The sequence below is a fragment of the Pseudomonas sp. ASL8 genome (assembly GCF_056680355.1).
In genome coordinates, this window is the sequence record NZ_CM155278.1 from 749,276 (window position 1) to 776,184 (window position 26,909).

Consider the following 26,909-nt stretch of genomic DNA (forward strand, 5'->3'; position numbering starts at 1 on the left):
TTTTAATGCCCCTCCCCCTTCAATAAACGTCACAGCATTAATCTCATCGCCGGCTAAAAACTCGTCACCGGATTTTGCGACCAGTTTTTCTGCAGCCAAAGGACAAGATGGATGAGATAACACTAGCGCCTAAACCACTCACAAAAAGGGGCCACATGACATTACATACTGTGATGCAGACACGTTCATCTACGTTATCTCTAACAAAAACACCAACCACATTACACCTCTGGGTGCGTGCTTTTAATTGTGACGCATAGACATTTTCGGCAGCCGTTAAATACAGCAAGAGCTCCGCCTGCCGCCATCATAAAATACCCCCACATAGCATTATCATTCCATCTATAGGCAATCCAGCCATAATAGACAGCGAACACCACTAAAACCAAACCACCCAATGCCACCACTGCGCCTAGAATGCGCTGCACCACTTCAACTACTTTCGCATCTACTTTATCATCCACTGCATCTTTCCTTATTTACTAAATGGTATAGGTTCTGGTGTAACGTTTCAGACGGTCTGAATAATATCCATGACAATAATTTTCGCTCCATGTTGGTTATCCCTTGCGGTATTCAATCGACATACTCTACATACCGCGCCATCAGATTAGGGCGGTGGAAGGTGTCGATCTGATCTATCTGGCCGCGCATGTGGTAGAGCGCCCCTTCAAACGTTTCGTCATCCATGTCGATCCACAACCGTGGATTGCGGCCGACTTCGCGGTCGTATTGGGCCGTCACAGGGTCGAGGTGGCGGAATTCTTCGTAGCGTGGCAAGTCGGGCAACGGGCGGCGGGTGTCCATGTAGTTCTGCAGAAAATCCCACAGGGCACAGCACAACTCGCCAGCGCCCGCCGGAACCAGCGCGCCGAAGTTGATGACGATGTCGCGATAGCGGTGGGCTATGTACAGCACACTCATCGGCAAACCCTGACGGTCCGGGGTCGTGGCGATATAGGCGTCGAACTCATAGAACGGCGCGATCAGCTCACCGATGGTGCCGTTCTTTTTGTATTCGCCGTTGTTGTCGTAATCGAATAGCGTGACGAGGCCGGTACGACGATTGATTTCCCAGATCGGGCCTCTGGAGGGTTTGACCCAGAGGTGGGGGAAGTAGCGGATGACTAGTGAGGCGAGTGCCCAGCAAATAAGTGGGATGCCAAAAAACCAGGAAAAAACATCCTCAAAAATCTCAATCGTTACATCAAGCCACGGCTCATTACCCGTAAATATCATCGCTAGCAGTGCGAACAGTCCTGGAAGAAGGCCGAGCAAAAAAAACCATTTCCCAAAAAGATGTAAATAGCCCCAGAAGTGTGAGCGCTTCGACCATAAGGCAAACCTGAAACGCTCATGATCATGCCGGTCATGGAAGTCCACGTGCTCGTAGGGTGCTGGAACATACGTCCCTAGTGCTTTTTTCTCTTCTCGTTCTTTGTTCATTTCCTCCTGAAACCGCAAGCTGCTCGGTTTGCGCCGGAGCAGAAAATCATCCGGGGCAACTTCCTGCGTCGCACCCCACGGCAGACGAATTTTGGCAAAGCGTCGTATCCACGAGCGCTCTGCCGAAGGTGACTGTTTGGGTACACGCCCAGAATGATAAGCCGTGGCCGCGTAGTAAGACGAGCGTATGGGAGTCATTGGCCGCTCCGCGCTTTATGGGTGGTTTCATCGGCCCAGAACAGTTGTTCGACTTTCTCAAAGTTCGGTTTGGCATGAACCAGGCCAAAGGGCGTAGGATCTTTTGGCGCTGGTGCAGGGAACACCCAGATTGAACTGCCATCGGTCACTATCAGTTGGGCGCGGACCTTCCATACAGCGTGTACCGACACAGAGTCGTTCGAGTGCGAGGCTTCGATGCGCGTATTCAGGGGGGTCTCGACGAATATCTCCAAGGCATCGGGCAGCCGCCGGTAGGCATTGGGCTTCGCCTCGGGGAATAGCTGGGCTTCCTCGTGGGTCTGCCCATTCAAGCGGTCATGGAGTCTGCGCACTTTCAGCATCGCGCACGAGACCGTGAGGCTGAGGTCGCCAAGCCCGGTCAGCAGGCCGGGCAAGTTGCTCTCGATGCGGATGCGGGTATCCGCTCTGCGTACCTCAACGGGCACCGGATTCCATTCTTGGTGGTAGGCGGGAAGTGTGTATTCCGGGTTGCGCTCAACGGTGACCCGGATGTCGGCGAACAGACTGACCAGGTAGTAGAAGGCTTGATCTGGGTCTTGCAGGTGTAAAATTCGGCCACTGTCAGGCCCGAACGGACCCGCGCTGAGCCAGTCTTCGATGGGCGAAGCACTCAGCCAGTAAACCAGCCCCAGGCCAACGCTGATCGATATCAACGTGATCCAGCCCAGTGGGCCCAAGCCCAGGAAGGTGGCGCCACCGACCATCAAGGTGCCGGCAATGCCGGTCAAGCCACCCGCAGCCATCAGCAGATGGCCCCACATGGCATCGTCTCCCCACTGGTAGGCGTGCCAGGCGTCGTAGAGGTTCAGGCCGACAAAAATCGCTCCTGCGCCGATCTGAGCGAGCAAGCGGGCCGAGAATTCTTTTATGAAATACTCGCTTAATGAGCCTAAAACGCGCTTTGCGGTGACATCAGTGATGGTAAACAACGTTTTACGACCTGCGGCCAGAACTGATTGGCTGCCTGCGAGTTTGACGGTCAAAGCCTCCATCGCTACTGTCAAGTCCACTGCTGCACCAATCACGCCCACAACTGCTCGCCCGCCGCTTTTCTCTCTTTTTGTTTGTTGAAGTGAATTGAGCTCATTCTTCAAATTCCACAACTCCAACATCCCCACCGCCGCCGCAAACGGCGTTGAGTTCAGCGCCCGATACATCCACTCGCTCTGCAATGCATTCCGGCTCTTCACCGCATCCTGTATGGCTGTTCCCTTGGTGGTGACCTGCCCGGTCATATTCAGTTGCCACGCAGCATTGACCCGTTGGTTCACGCCGCTGATCAGTCGCGACATCCGATGATCGCGGGGCATGGCGATGACGACGGTATTGGCTCGCAGGTCGCCTCCGGTGCGGTAATGCTCCTGGCCAACGTTCGACAACCCGGAGGGGCCTCGATAGTCGAGGTGAGGCCGTCGCAGGCGTTCTGGCATCTCCGGCAGGTCGGTCAGGCCGAACACGTAGTAATTCTTGTTTCTGGCCTCCTGATGACGCATGAAGTGTGCATCGCCAAAGGCCCCCGGCAGCATGCTGCGCAGTTGCGCCAAGGCTCGCTGACGTTGGCGCATGTTCAGCGCCGGGGCTGGGCGTTCGGTGCCAGGGACTGGAATGTAATGGGTTGCATGCAGCGCCTGTTCCGCCACATCCACTGAGCCTTGCAGATTTTCGTGGAAGCTGATCAAGGTCGCCGCGACGACTTTCAGAGTGCCGGTCAGGGTGTTGTTGAGGCTGCCGCTGTCCAGCAAACCCGCCAGTAAATGGGCGTCGAGCGTATTGAGTTGCTTGGCATCGACGGCGTCGCTGCTGACGGCCCCAAGCAGCGCGTTCGGCCGAAACAGACCATTGCCGCCATTGATGTCTGCGACCGAGGGCTGAACATACGGCGCCTCCATATCTTGCTGTGCGAGGTCGGGCCACAGCATCCGATGCAACGCATGCCCTTCTTCATTGGCCATTCGGCTGATCAGTTGTTGCCCGGCACTGGCCTTGGGGCTGTAGAGGCTGATACCGGTCACCGCGTCAGTGACATCGCCGTTGACCGCAAAGGGGTCCATTTGCGCGGGGGTCATGGCGAGGCTGGCGAACAGCCGGCTGACGAAGTGCATGGCGGCGACGTAGTCGAAGCCGTCGAGGCTCAGGTGATCGGCCAGGGTTTGTTCGGTTTCTGATTGTTGCAGGGCATCGCTCAACAGCGCCTGACTCATGTCCAGTTGGCGCCAGAGTTGCGCTCGTTCGCCGGTGGCGGTGAAGCGGCTGATGTCGATCCGGCCCTGCTCCTTGAGCTTCTCCATACCTTGGTGCAGCGGATTTTTCTGTCCACCCAAGGTCTGCGGCACGATCAGTTGTTGCACAAGCAGCGCACTGGCGTGGTGGGCGTAATGGCTGGCGCGCTGGGCGCACAGGTTCAGCAGGTGTTGCTGGTCGTGAATCCGCGTCTGTAAGTGGCGCAGACGATAGTGCGTGTCCTGTAGCAGCACGCCGTACAGTTCGCGTTTGCGCGCACGTTGCAGCACATCAGTGGTGGCCGGCTGCTCTTGCCAGAACTCCTCGGCGAGCTGGGTTTCGGGACTGCACACCTGTTCCAGCCAATGGGTCCAGGCGCCGGTTTCTACGGAGGTGGGCCGATAGGCAACTTCGCCCTTTTCACAGCGGACCACATGCTGGCGCGCTGCGCTCAAGGCAATCACCGGGAACTGCCCGCTCAGGTCGCACAGGTAGCGGCCCGGTTGGTCGAGCAGCCATTCGTAACCGGGTTGGCGGGCGCGTTGCGGGGCGACCAGGCTGACCGGGAAGGCGTGTTGCTTGAGGTTGAGCCAGGCGACATGGGCCGCGCCGGCCGCTGACTGGTTAGCCGCGTCAAAAGCATCGAATGCGCTGAAGGCTTCAAGCATCGCCACGCCATCCGGTTTGTCGCGGAAGACACGCTTGACCTTGTCTTGCGAGCTGCGCAAGTCCGGACTTTGGCAGCGTTGTGCACGCAACGCCGGGTCTTGCTCAAGACGCCGCAGTCGGGCCGGGCTGAACTGCACCTCGCTGAAACAGAGCTGCGGCGACACCTGTTGATCGTTCCAGCTGGACGGCAGCCAGATGTCTTCCAGCGCCTGCCCGGTGGCCAGTCGAGGACCCTCCTCAATCTCGTCGCCCATGCGATAACGGTTCAGGTCAATGTCGTGATAGGTGGTGTGTTCGTCTGCGACCTGCACCTCCAGCTCGCGCCACAGCCGGTTGCCCAAAAAGACATAAATGAACCCTGCGCGGCACACCACCGGAGTGCCGTGATCGTGGGCACTGTTGGCACCGGGCAACGCGACGAAGGGCACCACTGGCACGATCTGGTTCCACTGCGCGTCGAACTGGCGCAGGGTGATCGCGACCTCGGGTAGGAGCAGGCGAATGGGACTGCCGTCGACCGAGTCGATTTCCAGCCACAGGCGGTGGGTGTAGTGATTTTTCCAGCTCCAGACGTGCAGGGCGCTGGCCGTGAAATAGGGACTGTCCTGGGTTTCAGGCCGGTCTTCGCCTGTCAGGACATCCAGACGTTGAGCGCCGGTTTTGTCGTAGATGGCCAGACGCTGACGGGCGGAATGCTGATTTCCGGTGACCTGCACGATCAATTTATTGATTTCGCAGCAGGGGCCGTCACTCAATGTGCTCTTGGCCATATCAGGACTCCTGCCCAGTCGGTTTGGATGGCTGGCGTTGCTGCTCAAGGGCGTGACACTGCTCTATAGCGAGCGTCAGCAGCCGGTTTGGGGTGGCGGACTGCCAGGCTTTTGCGCGCGGGTTATCCAAGCCCTGCCATTCGGCCTTTCTTGGTATGTGCCAGCTCAAGCGACTGATAGGGCCAAGCCAAAGGTTGAGATTTTCATCCGAGCAAGCGGGGAAAAAATGGCTGGCGACGCTCGGGTTCCAATAACGCAGCATGCCTTTGCGAGTCAGCTCGAAGCGGACGATGAGGATATGCCGCAGGTGTTCAAGCAACGCTTCGCGGGAGTGCTCGCTTTCAATGATCAGTCCCGGCCAGTTGTCAGGGGCGTGCTTCATCGCCTGCAACAGCGCCCCTTGATAATTGTCTTTCACCAGCAGCGGGCCGAATTCTGAGTAGAGGCCTAGTTCAGTAGTGTCGAACAGCGGCACGAAGTCAGGATGATCAATCTGCCGAAAAAGAGCGGGGAGCAAATCGTCGGTGCGTTCCAGGAGCATCCAGTTCGTCATGACACTGCTCCCGCGTTCATGGCTTCGCGGCAGGCACAGTTCTCAAGCGGACAGTCCGCAGGTGTACCCCCTTCTGGTTTTTGACACAGCTCCACGATGGAGGCGTTGCCTCGTAGCTTGCGCTGTAATGTGATGCTGACTTGAGCGGCCTCTAGCGTGCCAACCGACAGTGCTTGAGTGTCGCCCGGCGCCAACGGCATCGCTGGCGTGCCCGGCATCGGCACGCCGCCTAACAGAATGGGTGTACTGCTGAAAATGCCAGCCGAATTAAGGACGATATGTTGACCTCCGGCGCTCAGCGTCAGACCCAGGCCGGCGTTGATGACGATGTCGTTACCGGTGATGTGCACTTCTTGCCCGGCCTCCATCGCCAACACCTGACCCACGCGGGTGTGACTGCTGCCTGCCACCTGCAGATGATCGCCCGCCAGCAGCTGAACCTTGCGCTCGCCGGTGAGGGTCCGGTGTTCCTCACCGTTGAGTACCGAGGTGCTATTGCCCTTGACGGTCTCCAGGCGCTGACCGCCAATTTCAGTCCGGCTGTCGTTCTGGATCAGCTGTTCCATGTCACGTTGGGCGCGCAGGTAGACCCGTTCCGAACCGCGCTTGTCGTCAAAGTGGACTTCGTTGAAACCGGTGCTCGCACTGGAGCTCCGGCTACGAAAGACGCTTTTGGTCTTGTTTTCAGGCAGTCCATGCGCAACGGGGTTCAGGTTATTGGCAAGGCAGCCCACGATAACCGGCCTGTCGGCGTCCCCTTCCAAGTATGAAACCAGCACCTCCATGCCCACCCGGGGAATGGTGACGGCGCCATACCCGTCGCCCGCCCAACTAGAGGCGACCCGCACCCAGCAACTGGTTGTTTCATCGCCCTGTTCGCTACGGTCCCAGTGGAATTTGACTTTCACCCGACCGAATTTGTCGCAGTAGATCTCTTCATTCACAGGGCCGGTGACCCTGGCGGTCTGGGTGCTGTGGATTCGCGGTTTCGGGTGCTCCAGTGCCGGACGGAACTGGACCGCTTCCGCAATGGCGGTGAAGGTGTTGCGATACCCCTGAACGATGCGCCCCTCTTCAACCGGGCTGCTGCCGGCCAGCTCTTCGAGCACCTGCGGCTGTCTTGCGTCATGTTGCACAAAAATCAGCACCCAGTGGGTTTCGGGGGCGTAATCCTGAACCAGGTGCAAGCGCGATCCGCTGCGCAAAAGCGACGCATCACTCTCCCCATCCGCCAGGCGAAAGCCGGTTTGATGGCGCTCAAGCGCACGCTTGGATAGAACGTCACCGCGCCTTTTTTCTTCGAAATTCCCGGGATAGACGTAATTCTCCAGGTAGGGACCGTATTTGGGGACTTCGCCGCTCTCCCATTGCGCCTGGGTTCGCGCGGGGTTTTGCAGGCTCTGCAGCGGGATGTGGGTCTGTTTGAAGTCATGGTCGCGCAGGGCGACATGGTTGGTTTGGGCGGTCAGTCGCACGCCGAAGGCCTTGACCGCCGGACCTTCTGCCACCAGGCCGCTCGCCGGCTTGAACGGCAACACCTGCGGGGATTGCTGCGGGAATCGGGTTTCATCGTCGGCAAAGATCAAGTGATGACTGTCAGGCGTGTGCTCAAACCGGTAGAAAATCCCCTCTTCCTCGCATAACCGGCTGAGAAAGTGCAGGTCCGACTCGTCGTACTGCACGCAATAGTCGCGCGGCGCCATGCCCCCCGTGATGCGGTCGAACGATGCATCGATGCCCTTCAGCATGTGGTGCCCTTTCAGCACCTCAAGAATGATCTCCGGCACGGTCATTTTCTGGAACGAACGGCGATGGCTCGAGTGCTGCAAAAAGGCCAGAAAGGGCGCCAGCACCAGATGGTAATGGGTGAATGCCCCGCCTGTTTTGCCTTGGCGGATCGCATAAATATGACCGTGAATCCCCTGCCCTTGCGCCCCGAATCTCAGGTAGGCCGCGTTATGCAGCAAGCCGTCCAACGCGTGGGATGAGCGCCGGCTCACCAGTTCGATGTTGATTTCATAGGGTCGGCTCAGCGCCTCGGTCCCGTGAAAACTCAGCACCTGCAAGTCAGTTTGCTGCTCCCCGTTGATGTCCAGACAGAACTTCGGGGTAAGGCCGGGATGAGACATGCGCGGATCTTCGTGTTGGAAGGGGGCACGCAGTGTCATTGACGATGTGCGCCCACACAGCCAGCCAGCGCCTCTGGATCATGTAGGACAGTTCTGGTGATTGGGTGGGCTTGCACTGACGGACTTAGCCAAACATGGATGCAGTTCCCATCCCCTTGAACCAATCCCCACCAAAGCGCACCCTGATGACTTGTTGCATCAACAAGAATAAGGATCAACCCATGTTCGATATCAGCGTTTTCCCGAAAGCCGACGCCGTGCGTAAAGCTGCGCAGCTGAGCCCCGCTGACTATCAGCGGATGTATCAACAGTCAGTGGAACACCCCGACACCTTCTGGGCCGAACAGGCCAAGACGTTTCTCGACTGGTCCAAACCTTGGCAGCAAGTGCAGCACGCAGACCTGAACACTGGCGAGGCCCGCTGGTTCAAGGGCGGTGAATTGAATGTCAGCTACAACTGCATCGATCGTCATCTGAAAGAACGTGGTGATCAGATCGCGATCATCTGGGAAGGCGACAATCCGGGTGAGTCCGCTGAAATCACCTATAAAAAACTGCATCACAACGTCGCCCGCCTGGCGAACGTACTCAAAAGTCGCGGCGTGAAAAAAGGTGATCGCGTCTGCATTTATATGCCGATGATCCCCGAGGCCGCTTACGCGATGCTGGCCTGCACCCGAATCGGTGCCGTGCATTCGGTGGTGTTCGGCGGGTTCTCGCCAGACGCGTTGCGTGATCGGATTCTCGATGCCGACTGCCGCACGGTGATCACTGCCGATGAAGGGGTGCGCGGGGGTAAATATGTCCCGCTCAAGAAGAATGTCGACAAGGCGCTGCAAAGCTGCCCGAACGTCAGCACCGTACTGGTGGTAGAGCGCTCTCAGGGCGACGTGGAATGGGTCGAAGGTCGCGACATTTGGTACCACGACGCCGTGCGTGGCATGAGCGCTGACTGCCCGCCCGAGCCAATGGATGCGGAAGACCCGCTGTTCATCCTCTACACCTCAGGCAGCACCGGCAAACCCAAAGGCGTGTTGCACACCACCGGCGGTTACCTGCTGCAAGCCGCAATGACCTTCAAGCATGTGTTCGACTACCAGGACCAGGAAATCTTCTGGTGCACCGCCGACGTCGGCTGGGTCACCGGTCACAGCTATATCGTCTATGGCCCGCTGGCCAATGGCGCAACCACGCTGATCTTTGAAGGCGTGCCGAACTACCCGGACGCTTCGCGCTTCTGGCAGGTAATCGACAAGCACCAAGTCAACATTTTCTATACCGCACCCACTGCCCTGCGCGCCCTGATGCGCGAAGGATCAGGGCCGCTGCAAAGCACGTCACGCGAGAGCCTGCGCGTGCTCGGCAGCGTCGGCGAGCCGATCAACCCTGAAGCGTGGGAGTGGTATTTCCATCAGGTCGGCAAGGAGCGCTGCCCCATTGTCGATACCTGGTGGCAGACCGAAACCGGCGGCATCATGCTGTCCCCGTTGATCAGTGCCAGCCACCTCAAGCCGGGCTGCGCGACGCGTCCGTTGTTCGGGGTTCAGCCGGTACTGCTGGACGAGCAAGGCAAGGAAATCATCGGTGCGGGCAGCGGTGTTCTGGCGATCAAGGCCAGTTGGCCGGGACAGATTCGTAGCATATACGGCGACCAACAGCGCATGGTCGAGACCTATTTCAAACCCTATCCCGGCTACTACTTCACCGGCGACGGCGCTCGCCGCGACGAGGATGGCGACTACTGGATCACTGGCCGCGTCGACGATGTACTCAACGTGTCTGGACACCGGATCGGCACCGCCGAAGTTGAAAGCGCACTGGTGCTGCACGACAGCATCGCCGAAGCCGCAGTGGTCGGTTATCCCCACGACGTCAAAGGCATGGGGATTTACGCATTCGTCACGCCGATGAAAGGCGTCGAAACAAATGATGCGTTGAAAAAAGAACTGCTGGCCCACGTCGCCCAGGAAATCGGCAGCTTCGCCAAACCGGAATTGATTCAGTGGGCATCCGCCCTGCCGAAAACCCGCTCAGGCAAGATCATGCGCCGGATTTTGCGCAAAATTGCCTGCAATGAACTGGACAGCCTGGGTGATACGTCGACCCTGGCTGACCCGAGTGTGGTCGAAGGCCTGATCGATAAACGCCTGAACCGTTGAACGTGTTGGGCGCAGCCCTCCCTGCGCCCGACTCAGATGTTGAGAGCCCATGGAATTCATTCGTAGCCGTATCGAAACCCAAGTCATGAGTCTGACTGGATTGTCTCTGGGTCAGTTGGACCTGGAAAACCCTAAAGGTGATCCCGGCCTGTTCGGTCCAGAGGCGATCTGCTGGCAGGTGCATGGCGACTTCAGCAGCATGCTGATCGGCGGCATCAGCGCATTGATGCTGCAAGCGCTGCATCCATTAGCGCTGGCCGGGGTCTGGGATCACTCGACCTTCCGTCAGGACATGCTGGGCCGCCTTCGCAGGACCGGCCAGTTTATTTCAGGGACAACCTTCGGTTCGACCCGCGACGCCAACTGGCTGATAGACAAAGTGCGCACCATCCACTTGCAAGTGACGGGCACTGCGCCCGACGGACGCCCCTATGCTGCCAGTGATCCGGATCTTTTGACGTGGGTGCATGTGGCCGAAGTCAGCAGTTTTCTGGCCGCCCATTTGCGCTATCGCAACCCCGAGTTATCAGGTGACGCACAGGATGCGTACTACGCAGAAGTCGCCACCATTGCCGAACGGCTCGGCGCACGTGAGGTGCCGCGCTCAAGGCAAGCCATTGCCGACTATCTCGACCGGATGCGCCCGCAGTTGATCTGTGATGAACGCAGCCGCGAGGTACTGCGCTTATTGCTGACTGCCCCGGCTCCGAGCAGGCTGGCCAAGCCATTCGGTGCCTTAATGATGCAGGCAGGCATCGACCTGTTACCCGTCTGGGCCAGCGATTTGTTCGAGATCCATCAGGGCCTGCTGCAACGCACATTGATCCGCGCCAGCATCAGACGTAGCGTGCCTTTGTTACGCTGGGCGGTGCGCAACGGCTCAGTTCAGCGCGCCCACCGACGGATGGGGCTATCCTGCTGACCGACCTGAAGCACGCGCACGACCGCCGGTTTGTCGTTGGAACCTGAACGGCCATGTGTGACACCATGCACACCATTGTCATTGTCATAGCCACCGCCACAGCGAACAGGGCCAGCTGAATCAGGCCCGACGCAAAACCCAATAATAGTGAGGACCTTTGCCATGCAAGACGTCGTTATCGTTGCCGCCACCCGTACCGCTGTCGGTGCGTTCCAGGGTGCCCTGGCGAATATTTCCGCAGTCGATCTTGGCGCTGCTGTCATTCGCCAACTGCTGTCTCAAACCGGGCTGGATGTTACTGAAGTCGATGAAGTGATCATGGGCCACGTATTGACCGCAGGCGCCGGGCAGAACCCTGCACGTCAAGCCGCGATCAAGGCGGGGCTGCCTTTCGCGGTACCGGCAATGACCGTGAGCAAGGTCTGTGGCTCGGGCTTGAAGGCCCTGCATCTGGCCGCTCAGGCGATTCGCTGCGGCGACGCGGAAGTGGTCATCGCGGGCGGTCAGGAAAACATGAGCCAGTCCAATTACGTCATGCCCGGTGCGCGCACCGGTCTGCGTATGGGCAACAGCACCCTGGTCGACACGATGATCAGCGATGGTTTGTGGGATGCGTTCAACGACTACCACATGGGCATCACTGCCGAAAATCTGGTGGAAAAGTACGGCATCACCCGCGAAGCACAAGATGCGTTCGCCGCCGCGTCGCAACAGAAAGCTGTGGCTGCCATCGAAGCCGGGCGTTTTGTCGACGAAATCACCCCGATCCTGATCCCGCAGCGCAAAGGCGACCCGCTGTCGTTTGCCACGGACGAACAACCGCGCGCCGGGACGACCGCCGAATCGTTGGCCAAACTCAAGCCAGCGTTCAAGAAAGATGGCTCCGTCACCGCGGGCAACGCTTCGTCGCTGAATGACGGCGCCGCCGCCGTCATCCTGATGAGCGCCGCCAAAGCTGAAAAGCTCGGGCTGCCGGTTCTCGCGCGCATCGCTGCTTACGCCAACGCAGGTGTCGACCCGGCAATCATGGGCATCGGCCCGGTCAGCGCCACGCGTCGTTGCCTGGCCAAGGCCGGCTGGTCGCTGGAGCAACTTGACCTGATCGAAGCCAACGAGGCGTTTGCCGCACAAGCGCTGTCAGTCGGCAAGGAACTGGGCTTGGACATGAACAAGGTCAACGTCAACGGCGGCGCCATTGCCCTTGGTCACCCGATTGGTGCATCAGGCTGCCGCATTCTGGTCACGCTGCTGCACGAGATGATCAAGCGCGATGCCAAAAAAGGTCTCGCAACCTTGTGCATCGGTGGTGGTCAGGGTGTGGCATTGGCGCTTTCCCGCTGAGTCTGCTGCGCCTGAGCTGACGTCATCGCGGGCAAGCACGCTTGCCCGCGATCAATGCCCGCGCTTAACTGTTAAACTGCCGCGCCCATTTCCAACCCAAGGCGCTGTGCATGTCCTCCTTGAATCAGGCGCTAAGCGTCGCCCTCGATAACCGTGAACCACTGCTTGCCGAGTTGCATCAACACGGCACGGATTGCTATCGGCTATTCCATGGCAGCCAGGAAGGTGCCAGCGGCCTGACCATCGATCGCTATGGCCCCCAATTGCTGGTGCAGAGTTTCCACCACTCGCTGGAACGCGAGGTACTGCTGGAACTGCACGCGGCCGTCAATACGCGCCTGGGGCTCGAAACCCTGCTGGTCTACAACGACCGCTCCCAAGGCAACTCGCGAATAGACCGTAACGACGCCGTATATAAAGCCGAAGACGCGGCACTGGTGGATATGATTGGTCATGAGTGGGGCCTGAACTACCGCGTACGCGGGCGCCATGCCGGGCAGGACCCGCTGCTGTTTCTCGACTTGCGTAATACCCGTGGCTGGATAAAGCAACACAGCGCCGGCAAGACCGTGCTGAACCTGTTTGCGTATACCTGTGGCGTTGGCCTGAGTGCGGCGGCGGGCGGCGCGCGGGAAGTGTGCAACCTGGACTTTGCCGAAGGCAATCTGGCGGTGGGTCGCGAAAATGGCGTCCTCAACCCTCAATTGAAAGCCATGAAGTTTGTGCAATCCGATTACTTCCCGGCGATCCGCCAACTGGCAGGCTTGCCCATCGCCCCACGTCGCGGGAATAAGTTGCCCGAGTATGTGCGCCTCGAACAACGGCAATACGACCTGGTGTTCCTTGATCCGCCTGCGTGGGCTAAAAGTGCATTCGGCACCGTCGATTTACTGCGCGACTACCAGAGCCTGCTCAAACCGGCGGTATTGACCACGGCCACCGATGGCGTGTTGATCTGCTGCAATAATCTGGCGAAGGTCAGCATGGAGGACTGGCGCGAACAGGTGCTACGCTGCGCCAGCAAGGCCGGGCGCCCGGTACGCGACTGGCAGGTTCTGACGCCGGGCAGCGACTTCCCGTCTCAGGACCAGCAACCGCCGCTCAAAACGCTGATACTGCAGCTCTGACGCCCGACGCAAGAAAGGAATCTTCCGACACGCACTGAGGGTACTTCTGGGGAACCAGATTCGCGTGCCATACTCCAAGGACCTCCGACAGAGAGACGACGCCTCACATGCCCAAAGGATTGATACGCGCTATTTGCGCCTTGCTGACCGTCATCGCGCTTTATAGCTTGCTGGGGTTCTTGATTCTGCCCGGCATCGCATTGCGGATCGTCAATCAACAACTGGCCACCTATTCCACGGTCCCGGCAACGCTTGGTCGCCTGGAAATCAACCCCTACACACTGGAAGTCACCCTGTGGGGCCTGAACATCGGCACGCCGGGCCAGGAGCAGGTCGGTTTCGAACGGTTGTACACCAACCTGCAGATTGACAGCCTGTGGACCGGCGCCCTGCATCTGGCGGCTGTCGAGTTGGACAAACCCAAGTCCGAACTTCTCTTCAGCAAGGACGGTACGCTGAACCTGGCGCAGTTGTTCAAGCTACCGGCCAGCGCGCCAGCGAAGGACGCGCCACCCGGCAAGCCCTTCCCGATGCGGGTTGACCACATCAAATTGGCTGACGGTTATGTCCACTTCCAGGATCTACGCCCCAGCGAACCGATTGAATTCCTTTACGACAAGCTGAGCCTGGAACTGAAAAACCTCAGCACCCTGCCCGAAGACAATGCCGACATGACCCTGGTTGCAGTAGGTCCTGGAGGCGGTCGAGTCGACTGGGTCGGGCGCATCAGCCTGGTGCCGATTGCCTCCGAAGGTAAGCTAAAAGTCACTGACGGCAAGATGAAAGTCTGGTGGCCCTACGTGCGCGATGCGCTGCCGCTCGTACTGCAAGACGGCATTCTGAACTTCAGCACCGACTACAAGCTCAGCCTGGCCAGCGCAACCGAATTGCAACTGACCAATACCGCCTTGAGCGTTGCGCCCTTCGCGATCAATGCGCCGGACGGGCGGCCACTGGTGCGTCTGGAGCGACTGGACGTCACCGAGACCTCTATCGACCTGGCCAAGCAGCAAGTGACGGTCGGCAAGATCCGCAGCAACAAACTGGAAACCTGGGCTGCGCGTGAAGCGGATGGCGAGCTCGACTGGCAGAAGCTGTTCGCCAGCCAACCGAAAAAGCCGGCTTCGGCAGCAGCCATCAAGGCTCCGGCGACCGCAGCAGGTAGCGCCCCCGAAGTCGCCCAGCAGCCCATCGCCCCCAGCAAACCCTGGCAGGTGCTGCTGCGTGACGTGCAACTGCGCAACTATCAGATTCACCTGGCTGATCGGGTCCCCAAGGAGCCCGTTGCGCTGGAAGTAGGCCCGCTGAACCTCGACCTGCAGAATTTCGACAGCCTCAACAAGTCGCCTTTCAGCCTCAAGCTTGACACCGGGCTGGGCAAGCAAGGGCATATCACGGCAGCAGGTGACGTCAATCTGAGCCCGGTCAGCGCCAAACTGCAGGTCACCACCAAAGACATCGACCTGCGTGTCGCGCAGTCTTATATCAGCCCGTTTATCCGTCTTGAACTGCGCAGCGGCATGCTTGGCAGCGACCTAGCGGTCAATCTGAAGAGCACGGAGCCGCTGGCTTTCAGCGTCATGGGCAAGGCCCAGATCGATCAATTGCACACCCTCGACACCCTCAAACAGCGCGACTTTCTCAAGTGGCAGCAGGTGGTGCTTGAAGGACTGGATTATCAACACGGCAACAGCCTGACGATCGCCAAGGTCAATCTGCAGCAACCGTATGCACGCTTCATGATCAACGATGACCGCACCACCAACATTGATGATCTGTTGATTCCACAGCCAGCCGACAGCGGTAAACCAGCGACTAAACCAGCGGCAGGCAAGGCCTCTGCAAGTGGTGAAAAGCCGATGGGAATTCGCATCGGTGAAGTGAATATCAATGACGGCTCCGCCAACTTCGCCGACTTCAGTCTCACGCCCAACTTTGCCACCGCCATTCAACAGCTCAATGGCAAAATCGGGACACTCGACAACCGTCAGTCAAAACCTGCAACAGTCGATATAAATGGCAAGGTCGACCGCTATGCGCCGGTGACCATCAAAGGCAGCCTCAACCCCTTCGACCCCTTGGCCAGCCTGGACATCGCGACCAGTTTCAAGCGCGTCGAGCTAACCACACTGACGCCGTACTCCGGGAAATTCGCCGGCTACCGCATTCGCAAAGGGCGCCTGAATCTCGACCTGCATTACATGATCGTCAAAGGCCAACTCAAGGCCGAAAACAAGGTGGTACTCGAACAGCTACAGCTGGGTGAGAAGGTCGACAGCGCCAGTGCCGTCGATCTGCCGATTCGCCTGGCCATTGCCTTGCTGAAGGACACCGATGGCAAGATCTCCATCGAACTGCCAATCTCCGGCGACTTGAACAACCCACAATTCAGCGTGATGCCCATTGTCTGGCAAACGCTGCGCAATTTGGTATTGCGTGCGGCTGAGGCGCCCTTCAAGTTCATTGGGGGGTTAATCAGCGGCGGCGAATCTCAAGACCTCGGCAGCATTGCGTTCACCCCCGGCTCGAGCGACTTGACCAGCGACGCCCAATCCGCCCTGAACAAGCTCTCCGCCGCACTCAAGGAGCGCCCGGCGTTGCATCTCGAGATCGAAGGCACCAGCGCTGTCAGCAGCGATGGCCCGCTGATCGCGGCACAACGTCTGGAGCGCGAGTACCAGAGCACGTACTACAAGATTCTTCAGCGTCGCGGTGACAAAGTCCCGGCTCAAGCCTCACTGTTGCAAGTGCCGGAAAACGAAAAAACACCCATGCTCGAAGGTATTTATCGCACCCTGCTGAAGCAACAACCGCCTGCCGAGTGGACAAATCTGGGCAAGGAAGAGCGGGCCGCGAAAATGCGCGCAGACGTGATCAAGTCCTGGAGCACCAACACCGCATTGCTCCGCCAGCTGGGCCAGGCGCGCGCCGGCAGCATCAAGGACTATCTGGTCGATAAAGGCAAACTGGCTGATGATCGGGTCTATTTCATCGACACCAGCCTTGGTGAGGCTCAATCAGATGGCCGTGTCGTCACTCAGCTGCATCTGGACAGCGAATAACCCATGCGAACAGGCGGTTTAGTACTTTTGGCAGTCGCTTGCCTCGCAGGCCAAGCACAGGCAGATACCTTGCGTTGCGGCAGTCAATTGATCAGCGTGGGTGATCGGGAGTTTGAGGTGCAGCAGAAATGCGGTGAACCTATTGCCCGAAATATCATTGGCTATAAGCGCAGCGTGAACAGGCGCGAAGAAGTCCAGATTGATGAATGGATCTACGGGCCCAATAACGGAATGTATCAATACCTGCGTTTCGAAGGCGGCCGACTACTGCGCATAGACAGTAAGCGCGGTAGCTGACGGCTGCGCCGGGCCTTACCCTTCAAATCCCCCATCCCCACAATAGAACAGGCCCCGGCGCGAACGCAGGGGCCTGTAATGACCACATCCTTATGGTCTTTCGCATGAACCTTTAACGAGCCAGCCGACACCGTCCAGCGTTATCAGCGGGCTCCTTATCCATGATCATCGCGAGAGGGTAAAACGTTACTCGGATTTCAGGCCATCAGCCGACACTGCTTGAACGCCTTTGATTTTCTTGGCGATGTCGACAGCCAGCTTTTTCTGAGCAGCGCTCAATGTAACGGTCGATGACAGGGAAACCACGCCTTTGTTGGTCTCTACCTTTATGTCAGTACCTGGAATGCCTTTTTCGGTGACCAGATCGGCTTTGACTTTGGTGGTGATCCAGGTATCAGAGGTTGCTTCTGTAGCTTTGGTCATTTCGCCAGCAGCAACAACCATAGGTGCTTGAGTGGTTTGTTGAGCAAATGCCGCGTTGGCCATGGTGAAGGTCAGTGCAGTGGCAGCAGCAGCGGCAATAGCGAACTTATTCATATTCATACGAGTCACTCCTGTTTTTCTAAAATCTGCGCCAGCATCACTGGAAGCAGGGTTACAGGATATATCGCAAGGGCTGTGCCAACCTCCAGACTAATATAATTACCTTATAAAACAATAAGTTATCAAATACTCAAAAATTGGATATCGTGCAGATTGCACGCTCCTCCCCCTGCACTGCATGCAAGATGCATGCAGTGCGCAGCAAAATGACTGGCTGCCCGTATAAGCGCTTAAAAGCGCTCATAAAAAAAGGACCCCGAAGGGTCCTTTTTCAGCGTATGGCAATCAGGCTAATTACACGCCTGATGCTTTTGCTGCTGCAACGTCTTTGATCGACAGCTTGATACGGCCGCGGTTGTCCACGTCCAGTACCAGAACTTCAACTTCCTGACCTTCTTGCAATACGTCAGTTACTTTCTCGACGCGAGCATCGCTCAACATGGAGATGTGAACCAGACCGTCTTTGCCAGGCAGGATGTTGACGAATGCGCCGAAGTCGACGATGCGCTCAACCTTACCGATGTAGATCTTGCCAATCTCGGCTTCAGCGGTGATACCCAGAACGCGCTGACGTGCTGCTTCAGCCGCTTCCTTGGTTTCGCCAAAGATCTTGATGGTGCCGTCGTCTTCGATGTCGATCGAAGCCTTGGTCTCTTCACAGATCGCACGGATCGTCGCGCCGCCTTTACCGATGACATCACGGATTTTGTCGGTGTCGATTTTCATCGCGATCATGGTCGGAGCGTTTTCCGACAGTTCGGTACGCGATTGACCAATGATCTTGTTCATCTGACCGAGGATATTCAGGCGCGCTTCCAGGGCTTGGCCCAGAGCGATCTCCATGATTTCTTCGGTGATGCCTTTGATCTTGATGTCCATCTGCAGCGCGGTAACACCTTTGGCGGTACCGGCTACTTTGAAGTCCATGTCGCCCAAGTGATCTTCGTCACCCAGGATGTCGGTCAGGATGGCGAACTTCTCGCCTTCTTTAACCAGACCCATGGCGATACCGGCCACGGGTGCCTTCATCGGCACACCCGCGTCCATCAACGCCAGGGAAGCACCACAGACCGAAGCCATGGAGCTGGAACCGTTGGACTCAGTGATTTCCGATACCACACGAATGGTGTACGGGAACACGTCAGCAGCAGGCAGCATGGCTTGTATGCTGCGACGAGCCAGACGGCCGTGACCGATTTCGCGACGACCAGCACCGCCCATACGACCACACTCGCCCACCGAGAACGGAGGGAAGTTGTAGTGCAGCATGAACGGGTCTTTGCGCTCGCCTTCAAGGGTGTCGAGCAACTGTGCATCACGTGCAGTGCCCAGAGTAGCAACAACCAGAGCCTGGGTTTCGCCACGGGTGAACAGTGCCGAACCGTGAGTCTTCGGCAGAACACCGACTTCGATGTTCAGCGGACGTACGGTGCGGGTATCACGACCATCGATACGCGGCTTGCCGTTGACGATGTTCTCGCGCACGGTGCGGTATTCGATTTCGCCGAAGGCAGCTTTGACTTCGCTGGAAGTCGGTTGACCTTCTTCGCCGGAAAGCTTGGCAACGATCTGGTCACGCAACTCACCCAGACGGGCATAACGCTCGTGCTTGACGGTGATGGTGTAAGCCTGGGAAATCGCATCGCCGAACTCAGCGCGGATCGCGCTCAGCAGTGCGGTGTTTTCTGGTTGTGCTTTCCAGTCCCACGTTGGCTTGGCAGCTTCGGCAGCCAGCTCTTTGATGGCCTGGATAACAACCTGAAATTCGTCGTGGGCGAACAGTACAGCGCCCAGCATCTGGTCTTCGGTCAGCTCTTTAGCTTCCGATTCAACCATCAATACCGCTTCCGAAGTACCGGCTACGACCATGTCCAGGCTCGAAGCCTTGAGTTGTTCGTAGTTCGGGTTCAACAGGTAGCCGGTGCTTTCGTGGAAAGCAACGCGCGCAGCACCGATAGGGCCGTCGAAAGGAATACCGGAGATCGCCAGTGCAGCCGAGGTGCCGATCATGGCAGCGACGTCTGGATCAGTCTTTTTGCTGGTGGACAAAACGGTGCAGACAACCTGCACTTCGTTCATGAAACCTTCTGGAAACAACGGACGGATCGGACGGTCGATCAGACGCGAAGTCAGGGTTTCTTTCTCGGAAGGACGGCCTTCACGCTTGAAGAAACCGCCAGGGATTTTGCCCGCAGCGTAGGTTTTTTCCTGGTAGTGAACGGAAAGTGGGAAGAAGCCTTTGCCTGCGTCAGCGTGCTTGGCACCGACCACAGTCACTAACACGCTGACGTCGTCGTCAACGGTGACCAATACTGCGCCGGAAGCTTGACGGGCGATACGGCCTGTCTCGAGGGTGACGGTCGATTGACCGAATTGGAATTTCTTGATGACCGGGTTCACGGTTTCCTACCTTCTTTGTGGCTCTTGGGGAACTGGTTTCTTGCGAATTCTTGGGCAGTGACAGGGATCGGACCCATCGACCGTCCAGATAAAACTTGAGGCTGGGAGCCTGCCACGGCTCATCAGGTAAACCCGATGAGCCGCGACAAACAACCAACCTCTAGCAACGTCGTTATTAGCGACGCAGACCCAGACGAGCGATCAGGGCGCTATAACGGCTAACGTCCTTACCTTTAAGGTAATCCAGCAGCTTGCGACGCTGGTTTACCATACGGATCAGACCACGACGTGAGTGGTGATCCTTACCGTTGGCCTTGAAGTGGCCTTGCAGTTTGTTGATGTTGGTGGTCAGCAGTGCAACTTGCACTTCTGGCGAACCAGTATCACCAACAGCTTGCTGGTAGTCGGCTACGATCTGAGCTTTTTCTTCTACGCTGAGTGCCATGTGGGCAATCCTTTATTCGAGAAACCGCTCCAAAGAGACAGTTTCAATGGGCCGAGGACAAATCCTCGTATTTTTAAATGAGATGTGACCGTGCCCATTGACAGCCACCCTCGTCCGGTCATTCTGACCGAATCAATCGACGCGGCGCGATCCGCCCGTCTTCACTCACTTCACCGATTCCGATGAAGCGACCTTCATGATCTTGCACGCGAACCATGCCAAATTGTGGCGCGTCCGGTGCTCTTACCGGTTGACCATGCAACCAGTAAAATGAACTGTGTTCCGAGAACTGCAGCAGCGGCCAATCCAGCAAACCGCTGTCCGAAGGCATCAGGAAGCGATCAACCGCTTCGTTGCCACCCTCGGCGTGTACCTGCTCCAACTCTTCCAGCGTAACGGTCTGAGCCAGGCTGAAAGGTCCGGCCTGCGTACGACGCAACTCTGCGACATAGGCGCCACACCCAAGCTTTTCACCAATATCTTCCACGAGGGTACGAATATAGGTGCCTTTGGTGCAGTCCACTGCCAGGCGCGCAGTATCGGCGTCGCATTCGAGCAATTCCAGGCGCGTGATAGTAACAGAACGCGGTTCGCGCTCCACCACTTCCCCCGCTCGGGCCAGCTTGTACAGGGGCTGACCATCACGTTTGAGCGCTGAGTACATCGGCGGTATCTGACTGATTTCACCGCGAAAAAACGGTAAAGCCGCTTCGATATCGGCACGACCAACGGTCACTGGACGAACGTGTAAAACATCACCTTCAGCGTCTGCCGTGGTGGTGGTTTTACCCAATTGCATCTTGGTTTCGTACGCTTTGTCCGAATCGAGCAAGTATTGGGAAAACTTTGTCGCTTCGCCAAAACACAACGGTAATACGCCCGTCGCGAGTGGATCGAGGCTACCGGTATGCCCGGCCTTTTCCGCATTGAGCAGCCAGCGCACTTTCTGCAAGGCGGCGTTGGACGTGAAGCCCAGCGGCTTGTCGAGCAGGATGATCCCGCTGACGTTACGGCGTATACGTTTGACCTGCGCCACCCGCATTACTCCTTGTTGCTTTCTGGCTTGTCGCTTTCTGCCAGGGAGTTTTCCTGGGTAGCGTCTTCTGCCTGCACATTGTCCGGGTGATGGCCATCTTCAGCCACAGCACGTTCGATCAATGCAGAAAGATGAGCGCCACGCACGACGCTTTCGTCGTAATGGAAATGCAACTGTGGAACGCTGCGCAATTTCATCTCGCGAGCCAGCTGCATGCGCAGAAAACCTGCCGCAGCGTTAAGCACCTTGATGGTCTGGGCAATTTCTTCAGCACTGTCCTGACCCATCACGGTCATGAAAATCTTCGCATGACCAACGTCACGGCTGACATCGACAGCAGTGATGGTGACCAGGCCGACGCGCGGGTCTTTGATTTCGCGGCGGATCAGCTGTGCCAGCTCGCGCTGCATCTGATCGCCAATGCGTTGGGTACGGCTATATTCTTTTGCCATGTCTACTACCTGTCACTGACCCGGGGCGAAACCCGTACGGTCTGAAAGCGGCAAACGCCCGGCCTGACAAAATGTCGGACCGGGCGTTGCGTTTAGAGCCCATGACGGATCGCGGTGCATTTGCATGCGACGACCCGTCATGGCTCTTACAACTCGCGACTTAGAGGCTGCGAGCCACTTGGACTTTCTCGAACACTTCGATCTTGTCACCGGCTTTGACGTCGTTGTAGCTCTTGACGCCGATACCGCATTCCATGCCGGCACGCACTTCGGACATGTCGTCCTTGAAGCGGCGCAGGGACTCGAGTTCGCCTTCGAAAATAACGATGTCTTCGCGCAGTACACGGATCGGACGGTTGCGGTGAACCACACCTTCCAGAACCATACAGCCAGCGATCGCACCAAACTTCGGCGAACGGAATACGTCACGGACTTCGGCGATACCCAGGATGTTCTCCCGAACGTCGCTGCCAAGCATACCGGTAAGGGCTTTCTTGACGTCTTCGATGATGTCGTAGATTACGTTGTAGTAACGCATATCCAGACCTTCCTGCTCGACAATCCTGCGAGCGCCAGCATCGGCACGCACGTTGAAGCCGAACAGTACAGCGTTGGAAGCCAGTGCCAGGTTAGCGTCGCTTTCGGTGATACCACCGACACCGCCGCCGACTACGCGCACTTGCACTTCGTCGTTACCCAGGCCGCCAAGGGCGCCCTGCAGAGCTTCCAACGAACCACGAACGTCAGATTTGAGGACGATATTAAGCGTCTTCTTCTCTTCCTGGCCCATGTTCTCAAAGATGTTTTCAAGCTTGCCGGCATGAGCGCGAGCCAGTTTGACTTCGCGGAACTTGCCTTGACGGAACAGAGCGACTTCGCGCGCTTTCTTCTCGTCAGTCAGTACGCTCAGCTCGTCGCCAGCGTCCGGTGTGCCATCAAGACCCAGGATTTCGACCGGAATCGAAGGACCCGCTTCTTTAACAGGCTTGCCGTTTTCGTCGAGCATGGCGCGGATACGGCCGAAGTTCGAACCGACCAATACCATGTCGCCTTGACGCAGCGTACCGTCTTGGACCAGAACGGTTGCAACCGGACCACGACCTTTGTCGAGACGCGATTCAACCACGACACCACGACCAGGAGCGGACGGGGTCGCTTTCAGTTCCAGGACTTCGGCTTGCAACAGAACAGCTTCGAGCAGTTCGTCAACGCCGGTACCTACTTTCGCAGAGACTAGAACGAACGGAGTCTCACCGCCCCACTCTTCGGAAGTAACACCGTGGACAGACAATTCGCTTCTGATGCGATCGAGATCAGCACCTGGCTTGTCGATTTTGTTCACTGCTACGACCAGCGGAACACCCGCGGCCTTGGCATGCTGAACAGCTTCAACGGTCTGCGGCATGACGCCGTCGTCCGCAGCAACAACCAGAATCACAATGTCGGTCGCCTTGGCACCACGAGCACGCATTGCGGTAAACGCAGCGTGACCCGGGGTGTCGAGGAAGGTGACCATGCCACGATCAGTTTCAACGTGGTAAGCACCGATGTGCTGAGTGATGCCGCCGGCTTCGCCAGCTGCAACCTTGGCACGACGAATGTAGTCGAGCAGCGAGGTTTTACCGTGGTCAACGTGGCCCATTACGGTCACAACCGGTGCACGGGAGAACGTCTCCCCTTCGAACTTCAGCGATTCGGCCAGAGAATCTTCCAGGGCATTGTCGCTGACCAGTTTGACCTTGTGGCCCAACTCTTCGGCGATCAACTGGGCAGTTTCCTGATCCAGTACCTGGTTGATGGTCACCGGGGTGCCCATCTTGAACATGAACTTGATCACTTCAGCCGCTTTGACCGACATCTGTGCGGACAACTCGCCGACAGTGATGGTCTCGCCGATGGCAACGTCGCGAATGACCGGCCCGGTAGGGCTCTGGAAACCGTGAGCGTTACGCTTTTTCAGCTTGGCCTTGCCGCGACCACCACGACGGAAGCTGTCGCTTTCTTCGTCGGTAGTACGAGGCGCAACACGTGGCGCTGGCGCTTTCTCTTTAACAGAAGCACGGTGCGGCGCGTTCTTGCGATCGCCGTCACCACCACCACCGCCGCCACGACGACTGTTGTCATCGCTGCGTGGTTTGTCCGGGCGACGCTGTTCGTCTTTCTTGCGGGCATCGGCAGCCGGTGCAGCAGCCGCGACCGGTGCTTGACGCACAGGTTCGGCAACAGCAACAGGCGCGGCAACAGCTTCAGTACCGTTCGATTGCGCAGGAGCAGGCTGGCTACGCGCTTGTTCTTCGGCGCGACGCTTGGATTCTTCTTCAGCCTTTTGACGTGCAGCATTTTCTACGGCGCGACGTTCGTCCACTTCGCGTTTACGCTCGGCTTCGATTTCTTCCGGGCTGCGCTGCACGAAAACTTTCTTCTTGCGCACTTCAACGCTGATGCTTTTGCTGCCAGCAACGCGAAGTGTGCTTGTGGTTTTGCGCTGCAAAGTGATCTTGCGCGGCTCTTCCACTTTGGCCTTGTGACCGCTTTTCAAATGCGTCAACAGGGCTTGTTTCTCTATGTCGGTCACAACTTGCTCGGCGGCGGTGTGCGGCAAACCTGCCTCACGCATCTGCTGTAACAGGCGCTCTACCGGTGTGTCGACCACTGTGGCCAGTTCTTTCACCGTGACTTGCGTCATGCACTTCTCTCCTCAGGCCGCGCCTACTTACTCGAACCAATGGGCTCGGGCGGCCATGATCAACTTGCCGGCACGAATATCGTCAATGCCGTCGATGTCGAGCAGGTCGTCAATAGACTGCTCGGCCAGGTCTTCGCGGGTAACTACGCCGCGCACCGCCAGTTCCATCGCCAAATCCTTGTCCATACCCTCAAGCGAGAGCAGGTCTTCGGCCGGATGGGCGTCTGCCAGCTTTTCCTCAGTAGCGATGGCTTTAGTCAACAAACGATCTTTGGCCCGAGCGCGAAGCTCGTTGACGGTATCTTCGTCAAAGCCATCGATGTTGAGCATTTCTTCCAACGGTACGTAGGCAATCTCTTCCAGACTGGTGAAGCCTTCATCAACCAGTACCTGTGCCAGATCTTCGTCGACTTCCAGCTCGTCGATGAAGTTGCGCAGGATGTCACCGGTTTCTGCTTGCTGCTTAGCCTGGATGTCCGATTCGGTCATCACGTTCAGGGTCCAGCCAGTCAACTGGCTGGCCAGACGCACGTTCTGACCGCCGCGACCAATGGCCTGAGCCAGATTGTCTGCGCCAACGGCGATGTCCATTGCATGGGCATCTTCATCAACGATAATTGCCGCCACTTCAGCCGGTGACATGGCGTTGATGACAAACTGCGCCGGGTTATCGTCCCACAGCACGATGTCCACACGCTCGCCGCCCAGCTCGCCGGAAACAGCTTGAACGCGCGAACCACGCATGCCAATACAAGCGCCTTGCGGATCGATTCGTTTGTCCTTGGAGCGAACAGCGATTTTTGCACGCGAACCCGGGTCACGGGAGGCAGCCATCACCTCGATGAGACCTTCGGAGATTTCCGGCACTTCAATCCGAAACAGCTCGATCAGCATCTCTGGCGCAGTACGCGACAGGATCAGCTGAGGGCCACGGTTTTCGGTGCGGATTTCTTTAAGCAGTGCACGAACGCGGACACCCACGCGGAAAGTCTCCCGCGAAATAATGTCTTCACGCGCCAGCAGCGCTTCGGCATTGTTACCCAGGTCGACGATGACATTGTCACGCGTAACCTTTTTAACAGTGCCAGAAATAATTTCGCCAAGACGCTCACGATAAGCATCAACGACTTGAGCACGCTCGGCTTCGCGGACTTTTTGCACGATGACTTGCTTGGCAGTCTGTGCAGCGATCCGACCGAATTCGATAGAGTCGATTTTAATTTCGACAACATCACCGGCTACGGCACCAGGCTGTTTTTCCTGGGCCTGATCGACAGCCAGTTCGTGTGCTGGATCGTCCAGATCTTCGTCTTCGACCACTGTCCAGCGACGGAAAGTCTCGTAGTTACCGGTCTGGCGATTGATCTCCACACGCAGCTCAACTTCATCTTCGAAACGCTTTTTGGTAGCAGTGGCAAGAGCCAGCTCCAGCGCTTCGAAAATCACACCTGCCGGTACGCCCTTTTCATTGGACACCGACTCAACAACCAGCAGTACTTCTTTGCTCATCGTACGCCTCGCCTTTCGCAAGCCATTGGATCCGCGGGATCCGCGTCTCAGTCAAACTTGGGGATAATGTTGGCTTTGTCGATCAAGTCGATCGGCAACAAGTATTCGTGGTCTTCTACCTGCACCACGATGTCTTGCTCCTCCACCCCGCGGAGAAGGCCCTGAAAGTTGCGACGACCATCGAAGGGCGAACGCAGCTTTATCTTCACTTGTTCGCCGGCGTGCAAAGCAAACTGCTCAAGCGTGAACAGTGGGCGCTCCATGCCAGGAGAAGAGACTTCAAGGGTGTATTCAACGGCGATCGGATCTTCGACGTCCAGAACACCGCTGATCTGACGGCTGACTATTGCGCAGTCATCCACCAAAACGCCGCCTTCTTTATCGATATAAATACGCAACAGTGAATGGCGACCTTGAGCCGAAAACTCAATTCCCCAGCATTCATAGCCAAGGGCCACGACCACCGGGGCCACCAAGGCCTGCAACTGTTCTAGCTTGCTCGACACCTGAACCCCCTCGTGCATGCAATGCAAATAAAAAATGGGCGAAACGCCCATCCCTGAAAACGCCGTTGAATAGCGGCGCTATGACTGTCCAGCTAACAAAAAGCCCCTAAAAAGGGGCTCCGCTAAAACTGGTTGCGGGGGCTGGATTTGAACCAACGACCTTCGGGTTATGAGCCCGACGAGCTACCAGACTGCTCCACCCCGCGACAAAGCTGGGGCGGAAGTATACGACCGATCCCTCACAGGGTCAATCGAACCTCCACCGACAAGAAAGCCCGCTACTGCGGGCTTTCTTGATAATTGGTACCGAGAAGGGGACTCGAACCCCTACACCCTATGGGCACAACCACCTCAAGGTTGCGTGTCTACCAATTCCACCACCTCGGCAATACAACTC

19 protein-coding genes and 2 tRNA genes are annotated in these 26,909 nt (G+C 57.5%); 6 read left to right on the forward strand and 15 right to left on the reverse strand.

The features are described 5' to 3' along the window. Window positions 1-221: 221 nt before the first annotated feature. From AC1MEA_RS03550 to tssI, 5 genes are all read right to left on the reverse strand, one after another. Window positions 222-464 (reverse strand): hypothetical protein, encoded by a 243-nt coding sequence (locus tag AC1MEA_RS03550; protein WP_480916751.1) that lies wholly within the window; start codon window positions 462-464, stop codon window positions 222-224. A gap of 112 nt (window positions 465-576) precedes the next feature. Then, on the reverse strand, window positions 577-1,644 hold the full coding sequence (locus AC1MEA_RS03555) for a hypothetical protein (protein ID WP_480916752.1): 1,068 nt from the start codon (window positions 1,642-1,644) through the stop codon (window positions 577-579). Then, entirely contained in the window at window positions 1,641-5,345 is a 3,705-nt protein-coding gene (locus AC1MEA_RS03560; RefSeq protein ID WP_480916753.1) for a hypothetical protein, read from the reverse strand. Before AC1MEA_RS03560 ends, AC1MEA_RS03555 begins: the two co-directional genes overlap by 4 nt. A gap of 1 nt (window position 5,346) precedes the next feature. Then, window positions 5,347-5,898 (reverse strand): DUF4123 domain-containing protein, encoded by a 552-nt coding sequence (locus AC1MEA_RS03565; RefSeq protein WP_480916754.1) that lies wholly within the window; start codon window positions 5,896-5,898, stop codon window positions 5,347-5,349. Then, entirely contained in the window at window positions 5,895-8,027 is a 2,133-nt protein-coding gene (gene tssI / locus AC1MEA_RS03570; RefSeq protein ID WP_480916755.1) for a type VI secretion system tip protein TssI/VgrG, read from the reverse strand. The genes AC1MEA_RS03565 and tssI overlap by 4 nt, the downstream gene beginning before the upstream one ends. Window positions 8,028-8,248: 221 nt before the next feature. On the opposite strand from tssI, the gene acs reads away from it, so the two are divergent. The 6 genes from acs to AC1MEA_RS03600 all read left to right on the forward strand — a co-directional run bounded on the left by acs (window position 8,249) and on the right by AC1MEA_RS03600 (window position 16,935). After that, complete coding sequence (gene acs, locus AC1MEA_RS03575) at window positions 8,249-10,186, forward strand: acetate--CoA ligase (RefSeq protein ID WP_480916756.1); 1,938 nt, start codon at window positions 8,249-8,251, stop codon at window positions 10,184-10,186. 49 nt (window positions 10,187-10,235) lie between these two features. Beyond that, window positions 10,236-11,108, forward strand: coding sequence for an oxygenase MpaB family protein (locus tag AC1MEA_RS03580; protein WP_480916757.1), 873 nt, complete (start codon window positions 10,236-10,238; stop codon window positions 11,106-11,108). Window positions 11,109-11,270: 162 nt separating this feature from the next. Continuing rightward, the gene (locus AC1MEA_RS03585) at window positions 11,271-12,449 is read left to right on the forward strand and encodes an acetyl-CoA C-acetyltransferase (protein WP_480916758.1); all 1,179 of its coding nucleotides are present in this window, start codon (window positions 11,271-11,273) and stop codon (window positions 12,447-12,449) included. 110 nt (window positions 12,450-12,559) lie between these two features. Further along, window positions 12,560-13,576, forward strand: a complete 1,017-nt coding sequence (locus AC1MEA_RS03590) for a class I SAM-dependent rRNA methyltransferase (protein ID WP_449634826.1) — start codon at window positions 12,560-12,562, stop codon at window positions 13,574-13,576. 107 nt (window positions 13,577-13,683) lie between these two features. Then, on the forward strand, window positions 13,684-16,638 hold the full coding sequence (locus tag AC1MEA_RS03595) for a DUF748 domain-containing protein (protein WP_480916759.1): 2,955 nt from the start codon (window positions 13,684-13,686) through the stop codon (window positions 16,636-16,638). A 3-nt stretch (window positions 16,639-16,641) separates the two neighbouring features. Then, window positions 16,642-16,935, forward strand: a complete 294-nt coding sequence (locus tag AC1MEA_RS03600; RefSeq protein ID WP_219063823.1) for a DUF2845 domain-containing protein — start codon at window positions 16,642-16,644, stop codon at window positions 16,933-16,935. A gap of 186 nt (window positions 16,936-17,121) precedes the next feature. On the opposite strand, the gene AC1MEA_RS03605 is transcribed toward AC1MEA_RS03600, so the two are convergent. The 10 genes from AC1MEA_RS03605 to AC1MEA_RS03650 form a co-directional block, all read right to left on the reverse strand. After that, window positions 17,122-17,472, reverse strand: coding sequence for a BON domain-containing protein (locus AC1MEA_RS03605; protein ID WP_449634894.1), 351 nt, complete (start codon window positions 17,470-17,472; stop codon window positions 17,122-17,124). Window positions 17,473-17,772: 300 nt separating this feature from the next. Then, a complete protein-coding gene (gene pnp, locus AC1MEA_RS03610) occupies window positions 17,773-19,878 on the reverse strand; it encodes a polyribonucleotide nucleotidyltransferase (protein ID WP_480916760.1) in 2,106 nt (701 codons plus the stop codon). A 175-nt stretch (window positions 19,879-20,053) separates the two neighbouring features. After that, window positions 20,054-20,323: a 30S ribosomal protein S15 gene (gene rpsO, locus AC1MEA_RS03615; protein ID WP_219063825.1), complete on the reverse strand. Its 270-nt coding sequence runs from the start codon at window positions 20,321-20,323 to the stop codon at window positions 20,054-20,056. A gap of 118 nt (window positions 20,324-20,441) precedes the next feature. Further along, window positions 20,442-21,359: a tRNA pseudouridine(55) synthase TruB gene (gene truB, locus AC1MEA_RS03620; RefSeq protein WP_449634829.1), complete on the reverse strand. Its 918-nt coding sequence runs from the start codon at window positions 21,357-21,359 to the stop codon at window positions 20,442-20,444. 5 nt (window positions 21,360-21,364) lie between these two features. Continuing rightward, complete coding sequence (rbfA, locus tag AC1MEA_RS03625) at window positions 21,365-21,811, reverse strand: 30S ribosome-binding factor RbfA (protein WP_219063827.1); 447 nt, start codon at window positions 21,809-21,811, stop codon at window positions 21,365-21,367. A gap of 160 nt (window positions 21,812-21,971) precedes the next feature. Then, window positions 21,972-24,497, reverse strand: a complete 2,526-nt coding sequence (infB, locus tag AC1MEA_RS03630; RefSeq protein WP_480916761.1) for a translation initiation factor IF-2 — start codon at window positions 24,495-24,497, stop codon at window positions 21,972-21,974. Between the two features lie 27 nt (window positions 24,498-24,524). Continuing rightward, window positions 24,525-26,006 (reverse strand): transcription termination factor NusA, encoded by a 1,482-nt coding sequence (nusA, locus tag AC1MEA_RS03635; RefSeq protein WP_219063829.1) that lies wholly within the window; start codon window positions 26,004-26,006, stop codon window positions 24,525-24,527. 47 nt (window positions 26,007-26,053) lie between these two features. After that, window positions 26,054-26,512 (reverse strand): ribosome maturation factor RimP, encoded by a 459-nt coding sequence (gene rimP, locus AC1MEA_RS03640; protein ID WP_219063830.1) that lies wholly within the window; start codon window positions 26,510-26,512, stop codon window positions 26,054-26,056. 129 nt (window positions 26,513-26,641) lie between these two features. Continuing rightward, window positions 26,642-26,718 (reverse strand) — tRNA-Met (locus AC1MEA_RS03645). Window positions 26,719-26,813: 95 nt separating this feature from the next. Continuing rightward, a tRNA-Leu gene (locus AC1MEA_RS03650) sits at window positions 26,814-26,899 on the reverse strand. Between the last annotated feature and the right edge of the window lie 10 nt (window positions 26,900-26,909).

Coding starts and splice junctions, on each gene's coding strand:
- AC1MEA_RS03595 (WP_480916759.1), top strand. CDS start 13,684: ATGCCCAAAGGATTGATACGCGCTATTTGCGCCTTGCTGACCGTCATC.
- AC1MEA_RS03600 (WP_219063823.1), top strand. CDS start 16,642: ATGCGAACAGGCGGTTTAGTACTTTTGGCAGTCGCTTGCCTCGCAGGC.
- AC1MEA_RS03590 (WP_449634826.1), top strand. CDS start 12,560: ATGTCCTCCTTGAATCAGGCGCTAAGCGTCGCCCTCGATAACCGTGAA.
- AC1MEA_RS03560 (WP_480916753.1), bottom strand. CDS start 5,345: ATGGCCAAGAGCACATTGAGTGACGGCCCCTGCTGCGAAATCAATAAA.
- tssI (WP_480916755.1), bottom strand. CDS start 8,027: ATGTCTCATCCCGGCCTTACCCCGAAGTTCTGTCTGGACATCAACGGG.
- AC1MEA_RS03585 (WP_480916758.1), top strand. CDS start 11,271: ATGCAAGACGTCGTTATCGTTGCCGCCACCCGTACCGCTGTCGGTGCG.
- rbfA (WP_219063827.1), bottom strand. CDS start 21,811: ATGGCAAAAGAATATAGCCGTACCCAACGCATTGGCGATCAGATGCAG.
- AC1MEA_RS03565 (WP_480916754.1), bottom strand. CDS start 5,898: ATGACGAACTGGATGCTCCTGGAACGCACCGACGATTTGCTCCCCGCT.
- infB (WP_480916761.1), bottom strand. CDS start 24,497: ATGACGCAAGTCACGGTGAAAGAACTGGCCACAGTGGTCGACACACCG.
- rpsO (WP_219063825.1), bottom strand. CDS start 20,323: ATGGCACTCAGCGTAGAAGAAAAAGCTCAGATCGTAGCCGACTACCAG.
- nusA (WP_219063829.1), bottom strand. CDS start 26,006: ATGAGCAAAGAAGTACTGCTGGTTGTTGAGTCGGTGTCCAATGAAAAG.
- acs (WP_480916756.1), top strand. CDS start 8,249: ATGTTCGATATCAGCGTTTTCCCGAAAGCCGACGCCGTGCGTAAAGCT.
- AC1MEA_RS03580 (WP_480916757.1), top strand. CDS start 10,236: ATGGAATTCATTCGTAGCCGTATCGAAACCCAAGTCATGAGTCTGACT.
- AC1MEA_RS03605 (WP_449634894.1), bottom strand. CDS start 17,472: ATGAATAAGTTCGCTATTGCCGCTGCTGCTGCCACTGCACTGACCTTC.
- AC1MEA_RS03555 (WP_480916752.1), bottom strand. CDS start 1,644: ATGACTCCCATACGCTCGTCTTACTACGCGGCCACGGCTTATCATTCT.